The organism is Nostoc sp. (assembly GCF_036917095.1).
In the GTDB taxonomy this organism is placed as follows: Bacteria; Cyanobacteriota; Cyanobacteriia; order Cyanobacteriales; family Nostocaceae; genus Nostoc.
Genome location: NZ_JBALFH010000044.1, coordinates 641,430 through 660,539 on the forward strand (window position 1 = coordinate 641,430; position 19,110 = coordinate 660,539).

12 protein-coding genes are annotated in these 19,110 nt (G+C 41.9%); 5 read left to right on the forward strand and 7 right to left on the reverse strand.

Features of this window, described 5'->3' with window-relative positions; translation table 11 throughout:
* Positions 1-223: 223 nt before the first annotated feature.
* Entirely contained in the window at positions 224-1,033 is an 810-nt protein-coding gene (locus V7L01_RS27305; protein ID WP_335040394.1) for a metallophosphoesterase family protein, read from the reverse strand.
* Between the two features lie 1,040 nt (positions 1,034-2,073).
* Here V7L01_RS27305 and V7L01_RS27310 point away from each other — a divergent pair.
* Together V7L01_RS27310 and V7L01_RS27315 are read left to right on the forward strand one after the other, a co-directional pair.
* Complete coding sequence (locus V7L01_RS27310) at positions 2,074-5,319, forward strand: non-ribosomal peptide synthetase (protein ID WP_335040396.1); 3,246 nt, start codon at positions 2,074-2,076, stop codon at positions 5,317-5,319.
* A complete protein-coding gene (locus tag V7L01_RS27315) occupies positions 5,316-9,668 on the forward strand; it encodes an amino acid adenylation domain-containing protein (RefSeq protein WP_335040397.1) in 4,353 nt (1,450 codons plus the stop codon). The genes V7L01_RS27310 and V7L01_RS27315 overlap by 4 nt, the downstream gene beginning before the upstream one ends.
* A 174-nt stretch (positions 9,669-9,842) precedes the next feature.
* On the opposite strand, the gene V7L01_RS27320 is transcribed toward V7L01_RS27315, so the two are convergent.
* Complete coding sequence (locus tag V7L01_RS27320; RefSeq protein ID WP_335040398.1) at positions 9,843-13,910, reverse strand: PAS domain S-box protein; 4,068 nt, start codon at positions 13,908-13,910, stop codon at positions 9,843-9,845.
* A 1-nt stretch (position 13,911) separates the two neighbouring features.
* Complete coding sequence (locus V7L01_RS27325; protein WP_335040400.1) at positions 13,912-14,232, reverse strand: helix-turn-helix domain-containing protein; 321 nt, start codon at positions 14,230-14,232, stop codon at positions 13,912-13,914.
* 431 nt (positions 14,233-14,663) lie between these two features.
* Between V7L01_RS27325 and V7L01_RS27330 the strand changes: the two genes are divergently transcribed.
* Entirely contained in the window at positions 14,664-15,713 is a 1,050-nt protein-coding gene (locus V7L01_RS27330; RefSeq protein ID WP_335040402.1) for a 1-acyl-sn-glycerol-3-phosphate acyltransferase, read from the forward strand.
* A gap of 31 nt (positions 15,714-15,744) precedes the next feature.
* Here the strand turns inward: V7L01_RS27330 and V7L01_RS27335 are convergent, their stop codons facing one another.
* The gene (locus V7L01_RS27335; RefSeq protein ID WP_335040405.1) at positions 15,745-16,206 is read right to left on the reverse strand and encodes a GNAT family N-acetyltransferase; all 462 of its coding nucleotides are present in this window, start codon (positions 16,204-16,206) and stop codon (positions 15,745-15,747) included.
* 51 nt (positions 16,207-16,257) lie between these two features.
* The gene (locus V7L01_RS27340) at positions 16,258-16,731 is read right to left on the reverse strand and encodes a DUF4385 domain-containing protein (protein WP_335040407.1); all 474 of its coding nucleotides are present in this window, start codon (positions 16,729-16,731) and stop codon (positions 16,258-16,260) included.
* Between the two features lie 77 nt (positions 16,732-16,808).
* Here V7L01_RS27340 and V7L01_RS27345 point away from each other — a divergent pair, with 77 nt between their 5' ends.
* Both V7L01_RS27345 and V7L01_RS27350 read left to right on the forward strand, forming a co-directional pair.
* Positions 16,809-17,276, forward strand: a complete 468-nt coding sequence (locus V7L01_RS27345) for a VOC family protein (protein ID WP_335040409.1) — start codon at positions 16,809-16,811, stop codon at positions 17,274-17,276.
* Between the two features lie 28 nt (positions 17,277-17,304).
* Entirely contained in the window at positions 17,305-17,595 is a 291-nt protein-coding gene (locus V7L01_RS27350) for a hypothetical protein (RefSeq protein WP_335040411.1), read from the forward strand.
* A 33-nt stretch (positions 17,596-17,628) separates the two neighbouring features.
* Here V7L01_RS27350 and V7L01_RS27355 read toward each other — a convergent pair whose 3' ends face one another.
* Together V7L01_RS27355 and V7L01_RS27360 are read right to left on the reverse strand one after the other, a co-directional pair.
* Entirely contained in the window at positions 17,629-18,300 is a 672-nt protein-coding gene (locus V7L01_RS27355; RefSeq protein WP_335040413.1) for a Uma2 family endonuclease, read from the reverse strand.
* Positions 18,301-18,358: 58 nt separating this feature from the next.
* The gene (locus V7L01_RS27360) at positions 18,359-19,108 is read right to left on the reverse strand and encodes a class I SAM-dependent methyltransferase (protein WP_335040415.1); all 750 of its coding nucleotides are present in this window, start codon (positions 19,106-19,108) and stop codon (positions 18,359-18,361) included.
* Between the last annotated feature and the right edge of the window lie 2 nt (positions 19,109-19,110).

Below are 19,110 nucleotides of genomic sequence, written 5' to 3' on the forward strand. Positions count from 1 at the left end.
TTCATCTACAGTCATTCAGAATTTTCTCGTAATCCTAAATAAGCCATATTTATTCCATATTAATGAACCCATATGCCTCCTGAAAATTCAGTGCGATCGCCCAATAAGCTAAAAAACATCTAAATTGCATAATCAGATTAAATCAAACTCTTGTGGGGTGGGCATCTTGCCCGCCCTAGTTATGCAATTTAAATGTGGAACAGCTTATTATAGAGACTTGATATTATTTCTTCGCCTGAAGTATGACAACACGACTATCTACTTTAAGGACTTGGATACCATTTTCTAAAACTATCATTGGAATTTTCCAATAAGAATGACCGCAGATAACTAATAAATTATTAGTTAGATTTATTTTTTCTAACTCCTTGCGGATAGATTCTTTTCCAACCAAATTACTTTGTGGGTAATCTGGCCCTTCATGTAAAATTAAAATATCTGGTGACTGCTTTATAAGTTCCCTAATTGCTTTAATAAATTCTTTTTCAGGGCGTCTGAAGGGTTTGATTTTTTTACCAATAATACCAGAAATTCCGGCAAGATTAAGCTCGCCATTTCTTCTAATCTCACCATCAAGATAGTAAATATTCCGGTTTTGTTTAAAAATCTGAATTTCTTCTTGTGTATTTCCCAAACTATCGTGATTTCCAGCAACACCAGCCACCCAAGAAAAACGTCGATTAAAAGCTTGCCAAATTTCTCGGATATCGCCCACCACTCCGCTACGTCTATTTACCTCTGCATATAAATCACCTGCTAATATAATGCCTGTATTTTTTAGGGAGGGAATTTTTCCGTTCTCTGCAAGTTTTTGTAATTCTTCTATAACTAGATGACCGAGAAGTTGTTGATTTTTCGGATCGATTCCTTGTAAATCGCTAGTAACAGTAATTGCCTCTAAATTATTAGGTAAATAATCAACTTCTGCCAATAAAACTGGTAAATATCTCTCAATAACACCAATACCACCAGAAGCTGCTGTCAGATACTGTATCTCATGAATAGGTAAATTAGAGATTGATGTGATGTGCATCTTAGTAAAAAATAGTCCTGTTCAAGTGCGATGTCTGACGACAAGCCGCTACGCGTCTACGCACCTAAGCTATAGTTTCTAGTTCACAATAGGCGATCGCTCTTGCTCTCTTAACTAGTTTTTAACATAAGATTATATCATAAAAAGGTATTTTTTAGCAAGAGAGCGAGCTATTTGACTCTAAGCTTTGAAAATTACTTTTAAGAGTGATGTTTCAATGCGGTTGGTAAATTCCCAGAAGCGATCGCGCTTTGTAACTAATGTCCACACAGAACTACACCTGAAACGCATTTATAAAGTTTATGTAAAGCTGAAATGCGATTAGACAGAAAAATTCTCTACGCGTCCTATAAATATTAATTATATTTTTGCTAATACGTTTCTATAACAGAAAAGTATTTTTTGTAAAAAAATAAAATATTTATTTGTCAAAAGAATTGATATTGTAATTTAACTTAATAATAATCCCATTTTAAGGTGGTAAGTAAGTTTCTTATAGTACCAAAAGACTTAAGATTATTACTAGTTTTTGTAAGTAAAATCACATATTTGTGTAATTGTTTAAAAAATCACATATGTCTCAATATTGAAGATTTGGTAAAAAAGTTTAGGTGAGCGTTTGCTCATGTTAAATAAATAATTATGGTTATGTTGAAAATGACCAAAATAAATGAATTTTGAGCAATTACTTACCATTCGCGTAATCGACTAACCAAATAAATAATTGATGTTTTATAAGGAATCATTACGTAAAGGATAAGTCATTAGTTACCTATTACAAAATTCCAAATATTTTAGCTTTGTTGCTCACTTTATGGGTCTAATAACAAAACCGTAGGCTGTGCTCTTTACGTAGATGAAATGAAGATGTTTTAAAAGGGTCTTTTGCTTTCATAATTAGCACAGCCAAGTATCTAAGTACGCGGTTGAAACCTTGGTTTATCGTCGGAGTTAACCAAGTCAGAACAGCAAAAAAATTATACCTTCTTGGACTTTTAAAATATCCTATTTAACACACTTAATCGTCCAGAGGCTTTCAGATGAATTCTATCTCTGCGCTCAAAAATATTACAAGGCAGGAGTTAGACTCTGCTCCATTGTCCTTTGCTCAACAATGGCTGTGGCTCATCGACCAGTTAAATCCTGGCAACACCTACAACATACCTCTAGCTATTCAGCTGAAGGGCTTGCTTGATATCAGGGCACTGGAGCAGGGTTTAGGTGAAATTGTGCAGCGCCATCACCCTTTGCGAACCACTTTTACTGCTGTGGATGGGCAACCATTACAGTTCATTGCCTCCGCCTCGAACTGGAAGCTGCCAACAGTGGATTTGACGGAGCTTTCTGAAAGTGAGCGTTATCAAGAGAGTCAACGGCTGATAAATGAGTCAGTGCAGCAGCCTTTTGACCTGACGACTGGGCCTTTACTACGTGCAGTTTTGCAGAGATTGAGCGAACAAGAGCATATTTTGCTGCTAACAATACACCAGATTATTGGCGATGATTACTCTTGGGGCGTACTTTTGCAAGAACTTACGACTTTATATGAAGCTTTTTCCAATGGCTTATCATCACCATTGGTTAAACTACCCATTCAGTATGCTGACTTTGCTATCTGGCAACGTGAGTGGTTGCTTGGTGAAGTGTTGGAATCTCAGCTTGTTTATTGGAAGCAGCGGCTAGGAGGAGAGTTACCCGTACTGAAGTTGCCGATAGACCGTCCGCGTCCGGCAGTCCAGACTTATCGGGGTGCAAGACAATCTTTGAATTTATCCAAAGATTTAACTGCTGCACTTAAGTCTTTGAGTCAGCAGTCAGGAGTTACCTTATTCACAACTTTGTTGGCAGCATTCAAGACACTGCTCTATCGCTACACGAGTCAGGAAGATATTATTGTTGGGTCGGAAATTGCTAACCGCAACCAAACTGAAGTTGAAGGGTTAATTGGATTATTTGCTAATACTTTAGTCATGCGAACCGACCTTGGAGGGAATCCAAGTTTTCGGGAATTGTTAGGTCGGGTGCAGGAAGTAGTATTGTCAGCATACTTCCACCAAGACCTACCTTTTGAGAAGCTGGTAGAAGAACTACAAACGGAACGAGATTTGAGTCGCTCGCCACTTTTTCAGGTGATGTTTGTTCTCCAAAGCGAGCAAGTGTTGGCGTTGGAAATTCCTGGTTTGAGCCTGAAGGCAATTGAGGTGGAGAGCAAGACTGCAAAGTTTGATTTAACTCTGAAGCTACAAGAGACAACAGAAAATATCAATGGTTGTTTTGAGTATAACGCAGACTTGTTTGATGCTGACACTATCAGCAGGATGATAAGTCATTGGCAGGTATTGTTGGAAAGTGTGGTTGCTCAACCCAATCAGCAGATTTCACATTTGCCAATTTTGACGCCAGCTCAACAGCATCAGTTGTTAGTGGAGTGGAATGATACTGAGGTAGATTATCCTAAAGATAAGTGTATCCATCAATTGTTTGAAGAACAGGTGGAACGGACTCCCGATCGCGTGGCGGTGGTGTTTGAAGACCAGCAATTAACTTATCGGGAGTTGAATGCAAGAGCAAATCAGTTGGCGCACTATCTGCAAAAACTGGGTGTGGGTTCTGAGGGGAATCTGGGGATCTGTATAGAGCGATCGCCTCTGATGGCGATCGCATTGCTTGGTATCCTCAAGGCGGGTGGTGCATACATCCCGATTGACCCAAGTTACCCCTTAGAAAGAAAAGCTTTTATCTTAAACGATTCTCAAATGCCAGTGCTGCTGACTCAACAGCATTTAATAGCAGATTTAGCTACAGATGGAATTAAAGTCATTTGTATAGATAGTGATTGGGAAGTTATAAATCAACAAGAAATTGAGAATCCAATTACTACAATAACGCCATTAGATTTAGCATATATTATTTACACCTCCGGTTCCACTGGTAAACCCAAAGGAACTTTAATTAGCCATCAAGGATTAGTTAACTATCTAAGTTGGTGTACTAAAAGATATGCAGTAGAGGAAGGAGTCGGATCTTTAGTTCACTCACCTTTGGGGTTTGACTTAACAATCACCAGCCTTTTCTCACCTTTATTAGTTGGCCGCACAGTCGAATTGCTATCAGAAGAACAAGGCATCGAAGCCCTTTCTGAAGCTTTAAAGAAAAGCTCGAATTTAAGTTTGGTGAAAATTACCCCTGCTCACTTGGATTTGCTTAAGCAACAGTTATCCAAAGCAGAGATCGCAAATAAAACTAGAGCTTTTATTATTGGTGGCGAAAATTTATTAGCCGAAAGCATCACCTTCTGGCAAGATGTAGCTCCAGATACGATGTTAATCAACGAATACGGCCCGACAGAAACAGTGGTAGGCTGTTGTGTTTATCAAATTCCAGTCGGGAAACATTCTTCCGGTTCCATACCCATTGGTAAGGCGATCGCTAATACCCAGTTGTACATTTTAGACCAATATTTGCAACCAGTACCAATAGGCGTACCGGGTGAATTGCACATTGGCGGAGTTGGACTAGCTAGAGGTTATTTAAATCAACCCGAATTAACAGCACAGAAGTTTATCCCCAATCCCTTCAGTAAAAAAGCAGGCGATCGCCTTTACAAAACCGGTGATTTAGTTCGCTTTCTCGTAGATGGAAATATTGAATATCTCGGTCGCATCGATAACCAAGTTAAAATCCGCGGTTTCCGTATAGAAATAGGCGAAATAGAATCTGTACTAGCTCAACATCCTGCTGTAAAGCAGAGTGCGATCGTACTTAGAGAGGATACGCCTAATGATAAGCGTCTGGTAGCATATGTTCATTTAGAGTCAGAACAGACTTTAGGAATCAGAGAAATCCGCAGTTTCTTGCAGTCAAAACTTCCTAACTACACGATTCCTTCAACTTTTATATTGTTGAATAGTTTGCCATTGACAGCTAATGGCAAGGTCGCTTACAACGCTTTACCCGTACCTAACTACACTAGAACTGAATTTGAAGAAATATTCGTTGCTCCCCGCACTCTTGTTGAACAGCAGCTAACTGACATCTGGGTTAATGTCCTAAAACTGGAAAAGCTTGGAATCCACGATAACTTTTTTGCATTGGGCGGACATTCATTGCTAGCTACCCAAATAATGTCTCGACTACGCCAAACCTTTAGAGTAGAAATTCCCTTGCGTACTTTATTTGAAGCACCTACCGTGGCTGAACTAGGAAATCGCATCGATACACTTCGTTGGGCAACTCAACAATCGCAGACTGACACAATGGACAGCTATGAAGAGGGCGAAATATGAAAACCATCGATCGGTTTTTGTCTGAGCTTCGTAGTTTAGATGTCAAACTTTGGTCAGAAGGCGATCGCTTGCGTTATAAAGCTCCCCCTGAAACACTAACACCTACACTGCTGCAAGAACTGCGATCGCGCAAAATAGAGATTTTAGAATATCTGCATCAAGCGAATACTGCTGTAAGTTCCAACTTGCCCTCGATATTACCAGCAGCAAAGGAAGGCGATCTACCTCTTTCTTTTGCCCAAGCTAGACTCTGGTTCCTCAATCAACTGGAACCTGACAGCACTGCATATAACATGCCAGCCGCTTATCGGCTAACAGGTGTAATAAATATTACCGCTTTAGAGCAGAGTCTAAATGAAATTTGGCAACGCCACTCCATCCTGAGAACCGTTTTCCCATCAGTGGATGGACAACCAAGACAAGTCATATTAAAAGATATAAATTTTACATTATCATTAATCGACCTCAAGGAAATTCCCGAAACTCAGAGGGAAGCGTCAGCCCAAAGCTTTGCTAATCAAGAAGCACAACAGCCATTTGATTTGGCGCAAGGGCCGCTGTTTCGCGCCAAACTCTTGCGCCTAACAGCAACAGAGCATGTCTTGCTATTAACAATGCACCACATTGTTTACGATGGCTGGTCTTACAGTATATTCTTTCGGGAAATGGCAGCACTGTACGCAGCTTTCTGTGCTGATAAACCCGACCGATTAACAAAACTCCCTATCCAGTATGTTGACTTTGCTGTTTGGCAGCACCAATACCTCCAGGGTGAAGTCTTAGAATCTCAGCTATCTTACTGGAAAGAGCAGCTTGGTGGTAGTCTTCCCGTTCTTCAGTTACCAACTGATTATCCACCTCCACCAGCCCAAAGTTATCAAGGTGCGGATCGATTTCTTGAGCTATCCGAAAATTTAGTCGCTGCACTCAAATCACTCTCCCAAGGCTCAGGAGTAACATTGTTTATGACCCTGCTAGCGGCGTTTAAAGTCTTGCTCTACCGTTATTCAGGGCAAGAAGACATCATAGTAGGTACGCCGATTGCTGGCAGAAACCAGGAAGAGACTGAACAGCTAATTGGATTATTCCTGAATTGTTTAGCAACGCGTACTAACTTATCGGGAACCCCGACTTTTCGGCAACTGCTAAATCGGGTGCGGGAAGTCACCTTGGGAGCCTATGCTCACCAAGATTTACCCTTCGAGAAACTGGTAGAGAAACTACAACCAGAACGCTCTTTGAGTAGACATCCATTATTTGATGTGATGTTCAACTTCTTCAACACCCCACAAACAACATTAGAACTTTCTGGACTTAATGTTAGAGACTTCTCCAAGTTGAGCGAACCAGAGTCAAAATTTACTATGACTCTGTATGTGCAAGAACAGGGAAGCAAACTGAGCCTACAGCTAGTGTATCGAAAAGCTCTATTTTCTCCCGAACGCATCACCTGCTTTTTGGATCAATTCAAATATCTGCTGGAGCAAATTATTGCCGCACCCGATAGCTCGATTCAGTCTTATTCTTTGGTGACGCCGAAAACTCGAACCTTACTTCCTAATCCCAGTATTGCCCTACCAGAGCCAGATTACAAACCAATTACCACCCAAATCATCTCTTGGGCAAACATTACACCCGAACAAGTAGCCGTTAGTCAAGGTTCGCGCACCTGGTCTTATCAGGAACTAGTAGAAGCTGCTCAGATAACCGCACAGATTTTACTAATTCACCAAGTTGAACGGGGTCAGGTCGTAGCTGTGTCTGGTTGCCGGAGCTTTGGGTTAATTGCCAGTATACTAGGTGTGCTACTAAGTGGTGCAGTATTACTGACTCTTGATGAGAACCTACCTCAGCAACGGCAGCAGTTGATGCTGACTTCAGCCAAAGCCCAGTACCTGTTGTATGTTGGCGTAAATCCGCCGAAAACTGAGGGAATCTGGGAATCTCTTCAAATCATTTCCATTCACCCAGATACAGGGAAACCAAAACTAGCTAATTCCCAACTTCCCACTTCTGAGCCTTTAGTTTCCCTCTCTTCTGAAGATTCTGCTTATCTTTTCTTTACATCCGGGACTACAGGCGTTCCTAAGGGAGTACTGGGGTCTCATAAAGGGCTGTCTCACTTTCTATCCTGGCAGCGGCAGACATTTTGTGTCAAACCACAAGACCGTGTTGCTCAATTAACAGGTCTTTCCTTTGATGTCGTCCTTAGAGATGTATTTCTACCTTTAACAAGTGGTGCTACCCTTTGTTTGCCTGCACAGGAAGACGATCTAACACCTTCTAGTATTCTGCCCTGGTTGGAACGTCAGCAGATTTCTTTGTTACACACCGTGCCGGCACTCGCACAATCCTGGCTAATCAATGTACCACCAGGAGTCAGTTTACGGACTTTACGCTGGGTATTCTTTGCTGGCGAACCACTAACAGACAGCCTTGTTCGCCACTGGCGTTCCACTTTTCCCGAATCAGGGGAGATTGCCAATTTATATGGCCCCACAGAGACGACTTTAGCAAAATGCTACTACCATCTACCTGTTGATTTGTTACCCGGAGTCCAGCCAATAGGCTTCCCACTGCCGGAAACCCAAGCACTGGTTTTAGGAGAAAACCATCAATTGTGTGGCATTGGGGAAGCAGGCGAAATCGTATTGCGAACCCCTTTTCGGACTTACGGCTACATTAATGCCCCGGAAGAAAAGCTTTTTCAGTTTGTCAAAAATCCCTTTTGCAATGACAAAGATGATTTACTTTACTACACAGGCGATCGCGGACGCTATGGACTTGACGGCTCTGTAGAAATTCTTGGTCGTCAAGATCGTCAAATTAAAATCAGAGGGGTACGGATCGAGCCTGGAGAAATTGAGACGTTACTCAACCAACACCCCAACATCCAGTCATCCGTGATTATAGCTAGGGAAGATATGCCCGGCGACAAGCGTCTAGTTGCCTACATCGTCTTTAACCAGCAGCAAGCACAATCACTCACCAGCAGCGAACTGCGTAGTTTCCTAAAACAGAGACTGCCCGAATATATGCTGCCTTCCTCTTTTGTTTTTCTAGACGCTCTGCCCCTAACTCCCAACGGCAAAGTAGACCGTCATGCTCTACCAGCACCCGACCAAATCCAGCAAATGTCAGCAACTACATTTGTGGCTCCAAGAGATGAGTTAGAAATTGAGCTAACAAAGATTTGGGAAGACGTTTTAGGTATCAAGCCTATTAGTATAAAAGATAACTTTTTTGAGTTGGGAGGGCATTCGCTGCTAGCTGTGCGCTTGTTTGCCCAGATAGAAAAGACATTCGGTAAGAACCTGCCTCTGGCTACTCTATTCCAAGAATCAACAATAGAGAAACTAGCTAGCATTCTACGCCCAGAAGATGAGAACTTAACCAGGCAAAAAAGCCAGTCGGAATCGTATGTACCTTGGTCGCCTCTGGTGCCAATTCAACCCAAAGGTTCCAAGCCACCTCTGTTCTGTATTCATGGCCTTGGCGGAGATGTGCTTTTTTACTGGGATTTAGCCCGTCATCTTGGTCTAGAGCAACCAGTTTATGGATTACAATGCCAAGGTTTGGATGGAAGACAGCTTCCCCATACCAGAATTGAAGATATGGCATCTCATTATCTCAAAGAGATACAAACCCTTCAGCCCAATGGCCCTTATTTTCTAGGAGGGTATTCCTTTGGGGGCACAGTTGCTTTTGAGATGGCCCAGCAACTACACTCTCAAGGTGAGAAAGTAGGTCTGTTAATTCTGTTTGATAGTTCTGGCCCGAATTCTAAGAAAAGATTGCCATTTATCAAACGAATTCCGCTTCATTGGAATAAATTTTTAAAACTTGGGCCCAACTATTTTTGGGAAAAAGCTGGGAAATGGAGTAATCTGATCCCCGATAAGTTCCAAAAGATTGTCTACAAGTTTTACTTAGATATTGGTCGTCCCTTAACCCGTGACTTACGTCACTTACACATCATGGAGATTAATGCCCAAGCTGCAAGAACTTATACAATGCAAGTTTACCCAGGAAAATTACTTCTCTTGCGAACTGATGATGGGCAGCGACTAGAAGGTATTGGCTTTGATTTCGATCCGCAATTGGGTTGGGGCAAGTTGGTGGCTGAAGAATTGGAGATCCAGTACGTTCCTGGTTCTCACCATTCCTTTCTCAAAGAACCCTACGTACAAGTTCTGGCTGAAAAATTAAAGGATTCTTTAAATCAGGCTCAGACTCATAATTGGGGACTTTTAAATAAAAAAGAATCAATCGCTTTTACGGCAGGGAGCAGGGGGCAGGGGGAGAAAGAGTTTTCAGGTTCTTGCACAGATGCACCGAATCATAACTAATCAGGCGGACATGATATAAGGGACTTCCAGTTAAAAAAATATCCCGTCGTAGGGGCGCAAGGCCTTGCGCCCCTACAAATCTATAAATAATTTGGGATAATTTATTTTTTGCAAGTCCCTAAAGTAGCGCCAGAGGTGGTTTTTGCCTCTGGTGACTTTGATAGAGGAAAAAATCTAACGCAGATTGCTACAACTAGAAATTAGGTTAGCGATCGCTTCAAGTAATTTAGCTGGTTCCACAGGCTTGGTGATATGCTGCCCAAAGCCGGCGGCAATTGCCTGTTGGGAATCAGCCTCAGATGCGTAAGCTGTGAGAGCGATCGCTGGAATTTTCCCTCCACGTTCTGGTAACATAGCTCTGATTTGACGCATCAGCATATAGCCGTCTACTTCTGGCATTCCAATGTCGCTTAACAGCAGATTTGGCTGGAACTCAGGCATAACTCGTAGTGCTTCCATAGCAGATGCGGTTTGCATTACTTGAGCGCCAGATTGCTCCAAAATGAAAGCAATTATCTCTCTGGTATCGCGCTCATCATCCACAACCAGAACTTTCAGCCCATTTAGATCGGGCGAATCATCAGGTTGTCTATCAATCTGCTGGCTATTTAGAAAAGTCTTCATCAGCGGTAGCATGACTGTAAAGGTTGCTCCCTGTTCTTCGCCCAAACTTTCTGCCTTAACTGTGCCGCCATGTAGCTCTACAATGTGACGCACAATAGCTAATCCTAATCCCAGTCCGCCGAATTTCCTGGTAGTTGCACCATCAGCTTGTCGGAAGTATTCAAATACATAGGGTAAAAAATCTGGGCTAATTCCCTTACCTGTATCGCTAACTCGAAGTTGAGCCTGAGAACCAACAGACTGTAAACTGATTTCTACCTGTCCACCTTGAGGTGTAAACTTAATCGCATTGGAAAGTAGATTCCAGATAACTTGCTGCAAGCGACCTGAATCACCAGTTACTAATAATTTCGGGTCGCACCTTTGGTGGGTTTGTTGCACTTGGATTTGGGATTTTAAATTGTCAGATTGCTGCTTCAAATCGATCGATTCTAAATGATTTTCTAATCCAAAATCTAAATTTGTAAATCGCAAATTGATAGATTTGGCTTGGGCGGCTAGACGTACAGTTTCTATTGCAGATGCGATCGCAGTTTCCAGATTCACAGGAGCAATATTCAGGCTGAGTTTACCTTGCAAAATGCGAGAGACATCTAGCAAATCTTCAATTAGTTGCGTCTGAAGCTTGGCATTGCGCTCAATAGTTTCGAGAGCGCGAGTGGTGGTTGCTTCATCATACTTTTTAGTTTGTAGTAACTTCGACCATCCCAAGATCGGGTTTAGCGGCGTGCGAAGTTCGTGGGAAAGCACCGCCAAAAATTCATCTTTGATCCGGTTAGCTTGAACTAATTGCTCTTTTTGCTGCTGTAACGAATCCATCAACTGAGCGCGTTCCAAAGCAACCGCCACCTGATCGGAAGTTGCTTGTAATAGAGTAATTTCCCCAGAAGTGAACTGGGTACGGGTGCGACTGGCAAAGGAGAGGACACCAAGCAGCTTTCCCTGAGCAATTAATGGTTGACCTGCATAGGCTGTGATTCCCAAAGCACTAAGGTTCTCGGCATTTGGATGAGTAGAGTTCGGCACATCATTAACAACTATTTGACGGCGTTCTTGCGCTACTAGTCCGCACATCCTTTGATTAAATTCCAGATATTCAATTGTTTGAAATACTTCATCAGTAATGCCGTTCCAAGCTACTAACCGAAGTTTCCGCTTATTTTCGTGCGTCTCAATTAGATAGTGAAAATAAAAGTGCAAATCCATCTGCGCCGAGAGTTTGCTAAACAAGCTGTTCATTAAATCCAAGGGGCGCTCGGTTGAAAGCAAATCGCTGGTTGTTTCAGAGAGCAGCTTGAGTCGTTCGCTACGCTCTTGTAAGGCAAGTTCAGCAAGCTGGCGTTCGCGAAGGGTGCGTTCGCGTTCGGTGATATCAACTGCAACCCCTCCTACCAGGCGTTGCCCAGATGCATCGGTAATGGGAAACTTATATACCAAAAATTCGCCGAGTGTGCCATCTGTGCGTGGGGCAGACTCGATGGTTTCAACAACCTGATTCGTCTCGGCAGCCATTTTAATGTTATCGAGGAAGGGTTGAGCAATTTGGGCTGGGTATAGGTCAAAAATGTTTTTATTAATCGCCTTATTTGTTGCTACATCGAATGTACTCAGATAATTAGGGCTGAGGTAAATTACACGCCCGTCTGCATTCGTAATCCATGCTGCGGCGGGAATATTGTCCATAAAAGCTTGAAATTGCTCTTGACTCTGACTCAGCGCTTTTTTTGCTTGCTGGAGATCGCTAATATCCAGAATAAATGCGACTAATTTGTGCCGAGATTCTCCTAACAAAGAGTAGCCAACTACAACCGGGACACAAGAACCATCTTTACGAATACATTCCTTCTCATAGGGAGTACAGGTTCCCTTCGCTGTTGCCTCGGCAATAGCCAGTTCATCTAAATATTGGTACTCATGGGGCGCGATCTCAGTCCAGCGTAGTCTGCCTGCCTGGATATCTTCCTGGGTATAGCCGACAATTCGCAAGAACTCTTCATTGGCTTCAGTGATATCACCATTCACATCACCAAAGAAGATGCCAACTATATTCGCTTTGAAAAAACCCCTAAGGCGTTCCTCACTTGCTTGGACTGCTTTCTCTGCCTGCTTGCGTTCGCTGATATCTGTAGTGCTGCCAACTAAGCGGATTGGTTTTCCATCAGCATCCCGCTGTACCACTATTCCTCGATCCAGTACATAAATATACTGATTTTTCTGGTTGCGGATGCGATACTCGACAGCATAGCGATCGCTATTTGCCAAAGCAACTACCGCCTCCTCTAGTACGCGCTGCAAATCCTCTGGATGAACAAGCTCGCGCCACCAATTACCAGTTGGTTCAGTTTGTGCGAGAGAATAGCCCAAAATTCGGGTTAACCCTTCGGTTCTTTCAACGGTATCCTCCTCTAAATTCCAGTCATAAATGAGACAGTTGACCGCAGCAGATGCTAACTCAAAACGCTCGTTAGCTAACCTCAGACGTTCCTCTTTTTCCCGCAAAGTTTGTTCTACTTGCTTGCGTTCGCTGATGTCACGGAAGAAAATGTCAAGACCATCCTCACAAGGGTAGGCGTGAATCTCCAGCCACAGGTCATGCTTAGGCGGGAAGTAGTAGTGATGCTCGAAGTGGACAGGAATCTGTTCTGCGATCGCCCATCGGTACTGGCGCTCTATATTAGTTCCTAGTGATAGAGACCATTCCTCCCAGTACGACTTACCGATAACCTCTGTACGGGGTTTGCCGTTAATTCGCTCTGCTTCGGCATTTTGGTAGATGATTCGCCAGTCCCGGTCTAAAGTAATAAATGCATCACTCATGTTTTCCAGAGTGCGTGTGTTCCGCTGATTGGCTTGCTGTAATGCCGCTTCTGCTTGTTGGCGCTCGCTTAAATCAACCACGAAACCAATGACTGTTTCTTGAGTATCTCCCGCAAGCACAGAACCGAGTAGAACGGGAATGCGATCGCCATCTTTGCGGATGTATTCCTTCTCAAAGGGTTTACATACTCCCATAGTTTTCAGTTCTTCCACTGAACGCTCGCTTAATAGAAGATACTCCGGTGGGGTCATCTCCCGCCATTTCATTTGGTTCGCGGACAAATCTTCTCGCGTATAGCCGACCATCTTCAGAAAAGCATCATTGGCCTCGACGATCGAACCGTTGTTCATATCAGTTAAGATCGCTCCAATGATGTTGGACTCTACCAGTCGGCTAAACTTCATTTCGCTATTTTGCAACAACTTTAGGCTTTTCTCTGCCTTGCGTCTAGCAGTTCGTAATTCTGAAGAGAGTGCAGTAATTAAGAAGGATACTAATGAGAACGTGGTTAATCGTACCAAGACATTCAGGCTGAGGAAATCGAACGAGTAGACTGGCTCGATCAAAAAATAAAGAGCAGTTGTAACAGAAAGAGCGATCGCCAGTACTCCAAGCCCTATGCCACCATACCAGGCACTGATGGCCACAGCAGCATAAAATAATGGAAATACGCTCGGCTCGAAAACTGGCAATAACAGTCGCGTCAGCAGCAGCGCCGCTATGACTGCCAGAATCATCACACCATAGGTTAGTAACCAAGAGCGCATCATCAAAATTTTTTCGAGTACTTTCAGCATCATTTTAAGAGTCCTCCCGTTGCTCCGCTTTTAGGAGATACTCGTTCAGTAGTCTTTTGCCTGGTTCGCCCATCTTCTGTAACATTTCTTCAATTAGCTTTAGTGCCATCTGTGAAGGCACTGTAGATCCGTTCTCCCAGCGATTAACTGTTCGCAGGGAAACTCCCAACTTAGCTGCAAATTTTTCCTGAGAGAGATCGAGTTGCTGCCGAAGTTCGCGGATTAAATCTGCAATTTTTAGTGACTTTTCTAGTTCCATAATAGGAAGAGTAAGACAGGTGTCTCGCCATTTGACTCCAGCTTGAGGAAGAATTTGCACAGTCATTAGTTATTATCAACTTCATCTTTTGGCGAAACATTAATATTCAGTTATTAGTGTTCATTGGTTACTGCTCGGTGTAGAACGTAGATATAAAATAAATATTAAATTTTGTCTGGTTTGCGATCCCACAATAGTATTATCTAAGGCAATTTGATGATTATCAGCTATCACGCACTGCCGAAAATTTATCGGTAGTACGTTACATTGTCATAGCTCATAATCAACTAATTTTATATATACATACCCCTAGATATAAGTTGCCTTTAATACTTTGCGTTCATAAAATTTTCCAAATAATTGCTAATTTTGGCAACGAAATCGGAAATGCTTATTAAAATATATCGTTAACTTTACTTCTCTGGTAAGATGCCAATGGTAAAATTATAAAGCTATGATGTGCTTTTGTTCGGATTTTTGCATGTTCTTTAACTGTTTTGATTAACCAACACTCTGAAAACCTCCTAAACACTCAACTGGAAAATAAACCAGGTGAAAGCTATATATTTAGCTGGTTTGATTGGTTTTGTCTTTGGTATCCTCCAGGCTGGCTAATTTTATTTAACCGTCATTGGCAGCACTATCATACCGATTCAGATGGTTGGAATTGGCCCGAATATGGATTATTTTTAATTCCTGGCGGATTTTATCTGGCGCTGCTGAGTCGTTGGTTGCGTCTTGGTTTTCGTTCGCCCGGAAAAGAAGTTGGTGAATTCGATCCTAAATATCAACAAGCTTTTCGTAAAGAAGTTATCGGGCCTATTGTTAAATACTATTTTCGTGGAGAATTACAACAAGTAGAAAACTTGCCACAAACAGGGCCGTTGATTGTGGCAATGAATCACGCAGGGATGAGTTTTCCTTGGGACTTTTTGACCTTGGGCTATTTATTAAGTGAAGCCAGAGGATGGGTAGTACAACCCGTAACAAGTCCAGCACTATTTGAGCATCCTTGGATCGTTTGGTGGCTACCACCTAAATGGTCACAGGTTTTGGGTGCCGTGCGAGCCGAATTAGATGATTTTGAGGCAGCGATGGCTACGCCAACGCCTATAGCGAACGCCCAAGGTAAAATTATCTTGTATGCACCCGAAGGTATCCGCGGCCCTCAGAAAGGTTGGAAAAGACGCTATCAACTAGAAAAGTTTGATGTGAGTTTTATTAAGTTGAGCGATCGCTATCAAATTCCTATTCTTCCAGTAGTTTGCATCGGTAGTGAATCTTTACATCCTTGGACTGTTAATTTCAAAAAATTGCAACGACTAGTAAAATTACCATTCTTGCCTGTCTCGCCTTTAATGCTTGCCTTAATTCTGTTTCCTTCAATGGGAATTTGGGCAATGAAAACTCGCCTGCGTTACTTTATTCAGCCTTTAGAACCAGCAGAATTATACAACTATTCAAACAAAGAGCGTACAGTAGCTTATCGGCAGGCACAACAATTACGAGAAAAACTGCAAATTAAGATTAATCAGTTATTGAAATAACTTTAATCCTCCGAAACTAATTTAGTAATTATTAAATTGATTTTTCCATAACAAAATTTATCAGCTTTTGCCCTCTACGTTCTACCTCTTGCTGTTTCACAACAATAAAATTCTGACTTTCAAAAAAAGGTTTAGCTGTAATACTGGCTTCTGTAAATAACTTTTCAATCCCTAAAGCCTTTGCTTTTGATTCAAGCTGTTCTAATATTTTCTTACCAATCCCTTTTCTTTGAAAATTTTTATGACAGTAAAAACGGTCAATATGACCATTAGCCTCTAATTCCCCAAAACCAATAATTTTGCCCTGCTCCTCTGCTACATAAGTAAACTTACTTCCTAAACCTTTAATCCAAACCTCAATATCCATATTTGCTGGTGCCCAAGCATCTACTTGTTCATCTGTGTAATCGTGAATATTCACCTCATGAACAGTGTCGTAAAACAATTTCATAATTTCTTCGGTATCAGCTATTTCGTACATTCGTAATTTCATAAGAGAACAATATGAAGATTATCCAAAAATAATTTTAAACTTGACAGACAGCTAGTTTACTTCATACATCTGTTTATGCTTGGCTAAAAGCTCTTGATATTTCTCATTTGTCTTTGCTTCTATCCACTTGGCTTTAAATATTGCTGCTGATTCCGCTTTAACTGGGTCTACTTCATAGGGAAGAATTTCTTTTTGGGAACCTGAAGCTTCCGAATTTTGTTTATATTTCCTGCCGCTTTTATGATTAGCATAACGGCGAGAGCGAGTATAACCCATTTGGATAAACTTCCGTGCCATATCCGCGCCGACAAAATCATCTTTATCTAAATAATCAAGAAAAATCTCGTAGATTTTTTCACTCGACTCTCTAGCAATCTCAGGAGTTTTAAACCGCCAGTAGGGAAGAATTTCTGATTTGTATGGTTCTACCAAAAGTACACCCTGCTCGCCCTTGCCAACACGATACAATTCAGGGTGTAGGCGAAAGTCGATATTTTTAAAGTCTAAAGAATAATCAAAAGCCATGCTAAGTGTTTATTATGAATAATAAACTTTAAGAAAGAAGTCAAGCTTCTATCTCTGTAGGTAAAATTTGTTTTATTATGCTATCTAGTACTCAATCCGCGAACAGTGTCCTTGCTCCGGGCAGTCTGCGTAAAGTGCATCACATTGCCCTCAACGTCCGGGATATGCAAGCTTCCCGCTACTTTTATGGCACCATCCTGGGTTTGCATGAACTTACAGGCGACGAAGTACCCGCAACCCTAGTGGAACTTGTCGCATCTGGGAAAGTAGCCAACTTCATCACCCCAGATGGTACGATTCTGGATTTATTTGGGGAACCAGAATTATCACCACCAAATCCAGACCCAGAAAAGACTTTCACCAGAGCCTACCATCTAGCCTTTGATATCGATCCGCAGTTATTTGACCAAGCGGTGACAGCGATCGGGGAAAATAAAATAGCGATCGCTCATGGCCCAGTCACTCGTCCTACTGGTAGAGGAGTATATTTTTACGATCCAGATGGCTTTATGATTGAAATTCGTTGCGATCCAGAAGCTAGTTAACTTAAGGGTAATAACAAAAGTATCTACTATGAGCGAGAAAATCACGCAAATATTTAAACTAATTGAAGACACAATCACAAATCCGCCAATTCCACACGAACCATATAAGCAATCATTGAAAGCTTGGGCGATGTATTGTTTGCGATACAAAGGTTTTATAGTCGTTTATGCTCAAAATGCCGACTTTGCCATTGAAACTAAAGGCGCAGAAAAGCTATATTTTAAAGTTTCAAATAGCCCCGATGATTTAGATGATTCTATTAATTGGATTGTTTGGGATAATGGAACCAAAACCGCCAGTGTCATTCCCAAAAAATAGACTGATGTAAAAAAAATTGCTGTAACTAAATAATTACTGCTGCACAAATATTTGATGTTCTGGCGAATTTAATCCCAACTGCAATACAGCCAATACTTGCTGCATATTGCCAGCAAGTAAATCTGGCATTGACAGCCACAAGCCAGGAAATATTTGACTTTTGATAATTCCATCTGCATCTACTTCTAAGGAAACATATTCTCCTTGTTGCAGACCAAACCAATCTAATTTGTTTTCAAATATTTGCCAAACAATATATTCTTTGACCCCATTCCGACCGTAAACTTTTTTCTTGTCATGTAAATCAATAGCAACACTGCTAGCTGCTATCTCTATTACAAGTTCTGGCGCACCTTCTATATAATCATCATCACTCAAACGAGATTGTCCTTTAGCTGTTGGTGTGATTAATAGCACTCCATCTGGTTGCGGTTCATTGTCTCGATCTAAGCGGACTGTTGGCTTAATTCCCAATTTCACACTAGGAGTTGATGCTTCATAAACTCCGAGACAACCTATTAGATGACCATGTGGTTCAGCATGACTTTCAAAGCGTAATGGGGATGCCAAGTATACAACTCCTTCAATTAATTCTGCCTTTTGATAATGGGGCATTGCTTGATAGCGTCGCTCAAATTCGTATCGAGTGAGGCGATCGCCATTCTCTAAAGGAGGAATTCGCTGCTTGAGTGATAGGTTGACCATGATTTTCCGCTCTGGCAAGGAGTCTTACTTTATTGTGGCTTGAAACCTGAATTACGAATTACGAATTAGTGTTGGGTTTCTCAAACACAATTAAATGCTGTTTAGGTAACAAGTTTTTGGTTTCACGCCAAACCAAACCAACAGCTTGCATTTCTTTGCGAACTTGCTTTTGAGTCATTTTGTGCAGACCTTTTATCAGAATAAAGGGATTTTCACCTCGGTACTCAACCAGCACTACCCTACCACCTGGTTTAAGTGCTTTCACAATCCCTTGCATCACTTCTTGAGGATACTCAAGTTCATGGTAGGCATCTACCATCAAAGCCAAATCGATACTTTCAGGTGGTAAGTTTGGGTCAGTAAAGGTTGCTAAAACAGGCTCAACATTGGTGATATTTTTCTCTTTTTTGAATAAATCAATGATTTCTAACATTTCTGGTTGAACATCTACAGCCAACACCTTACCTGCTGTTAATAACGGCGCGATGTGAAAGCTCAAGTAACCTGTACCAGCGCCAATATCCGCCACCACATCATTAGGTTTCAAGTTGAGAAGGCTGACTATCTTACTTGGCTGTTCCTCTCCCTCTCGACTTGGACGTTCTAGCCAGCCAGCGCCAGTGTATCCCATAACTTTGGCAATTTCGCGCCCCATATAGTATTTACCGATACCATCTGGGCTGTGGATTATTCGTTGTTCGTAAACAGTGCTAGATGAAGTTACGGCTTGTGCTGTCAGGGTTGGATTCAGCAGCAAGCAACTCAATATCGCAACAAGAGTTACTATAAAGTGGAGAAAATTTAACATTT

Bases quoted from the DNA above. Each gene is read 5' to 3' on its own strand.
- V7L01_RS27325 (WP_335040400.1), bottom strand. From the start codon at position 14,232: ATGACTGTGCAAATTCTTCCTCAAGCTGGAGTCAAATGGCGAGACACC.
- V7L01_RS27345 (WP_335040409.1), top strand. From the start codon at position 16,809: ATGCTATCTAGTACTCAATCCGCGAACAGTGTCCTTGCTCCGGGCAGT.
- V7L01_RS27355 (WP_335040413.1), bottom strand. From the start codon at position 18,300: ATGGTCAACCTATCACTCAAGCAGCGAATTCCTCCTTTAGAGAATGGC.
- V7L01_RS27360 (WP_335040415.1), bottom strand. From the start codon at position 19,108: ATGTTAAATTTTCTCCACTTTATAGTAACTCTTGTTGCGATATTGAGT.
- V7L01_RS27350 (WP_335040411.1), top strand. From the start codon at position 17,305: ATGAGCGAGAAAATCACGCAAATATTTAAACTAATTGAAGACACAATC.
- V7L01_RS27310 (WP_335040396.1), top strand. From the start codon at position 2,074: ATGAATTCTATCTCTGCGCTCAAAAATATTACAAGGCAGGAGTTAGAC.
- V7L01_RS27340 (WP_335040407.1), bottom strand. From the start codon at position 16,731: ATGGCTTTTGATTATTCTTTAGACTTTAAAAATATCGACTTTCGCCTA.
- V7L01_RS27305 (WP_335040394.1), bottom strand. From the start codon at position 1,033: ATGCACATCACATCAATCTCTAATTTACCTATTCATGAGATACAGTAT.
- V7L01_RS27315 (WP_335040397.1), top strand. From the start codon at position 5,316: ATGAAAACCATCGATCGGTTTTTGTCTGAGCTTCGTAGTTTAGATGTC.
- V7L01_RS27320 (WP_335040398.1), bottom strand. From the start codon at position 13,910: ATGATGCTGAAAGTACTCGAAAAAATTTTGATGATGCGCTCTTGGTTA.
- V7L01_RS27335 (WP_335040405.1), bottom strand. From the start codon at position 16,206: ATGAAATTACGAATGTACGAAATAGCTGATACCGAAGAAATTATGAAA.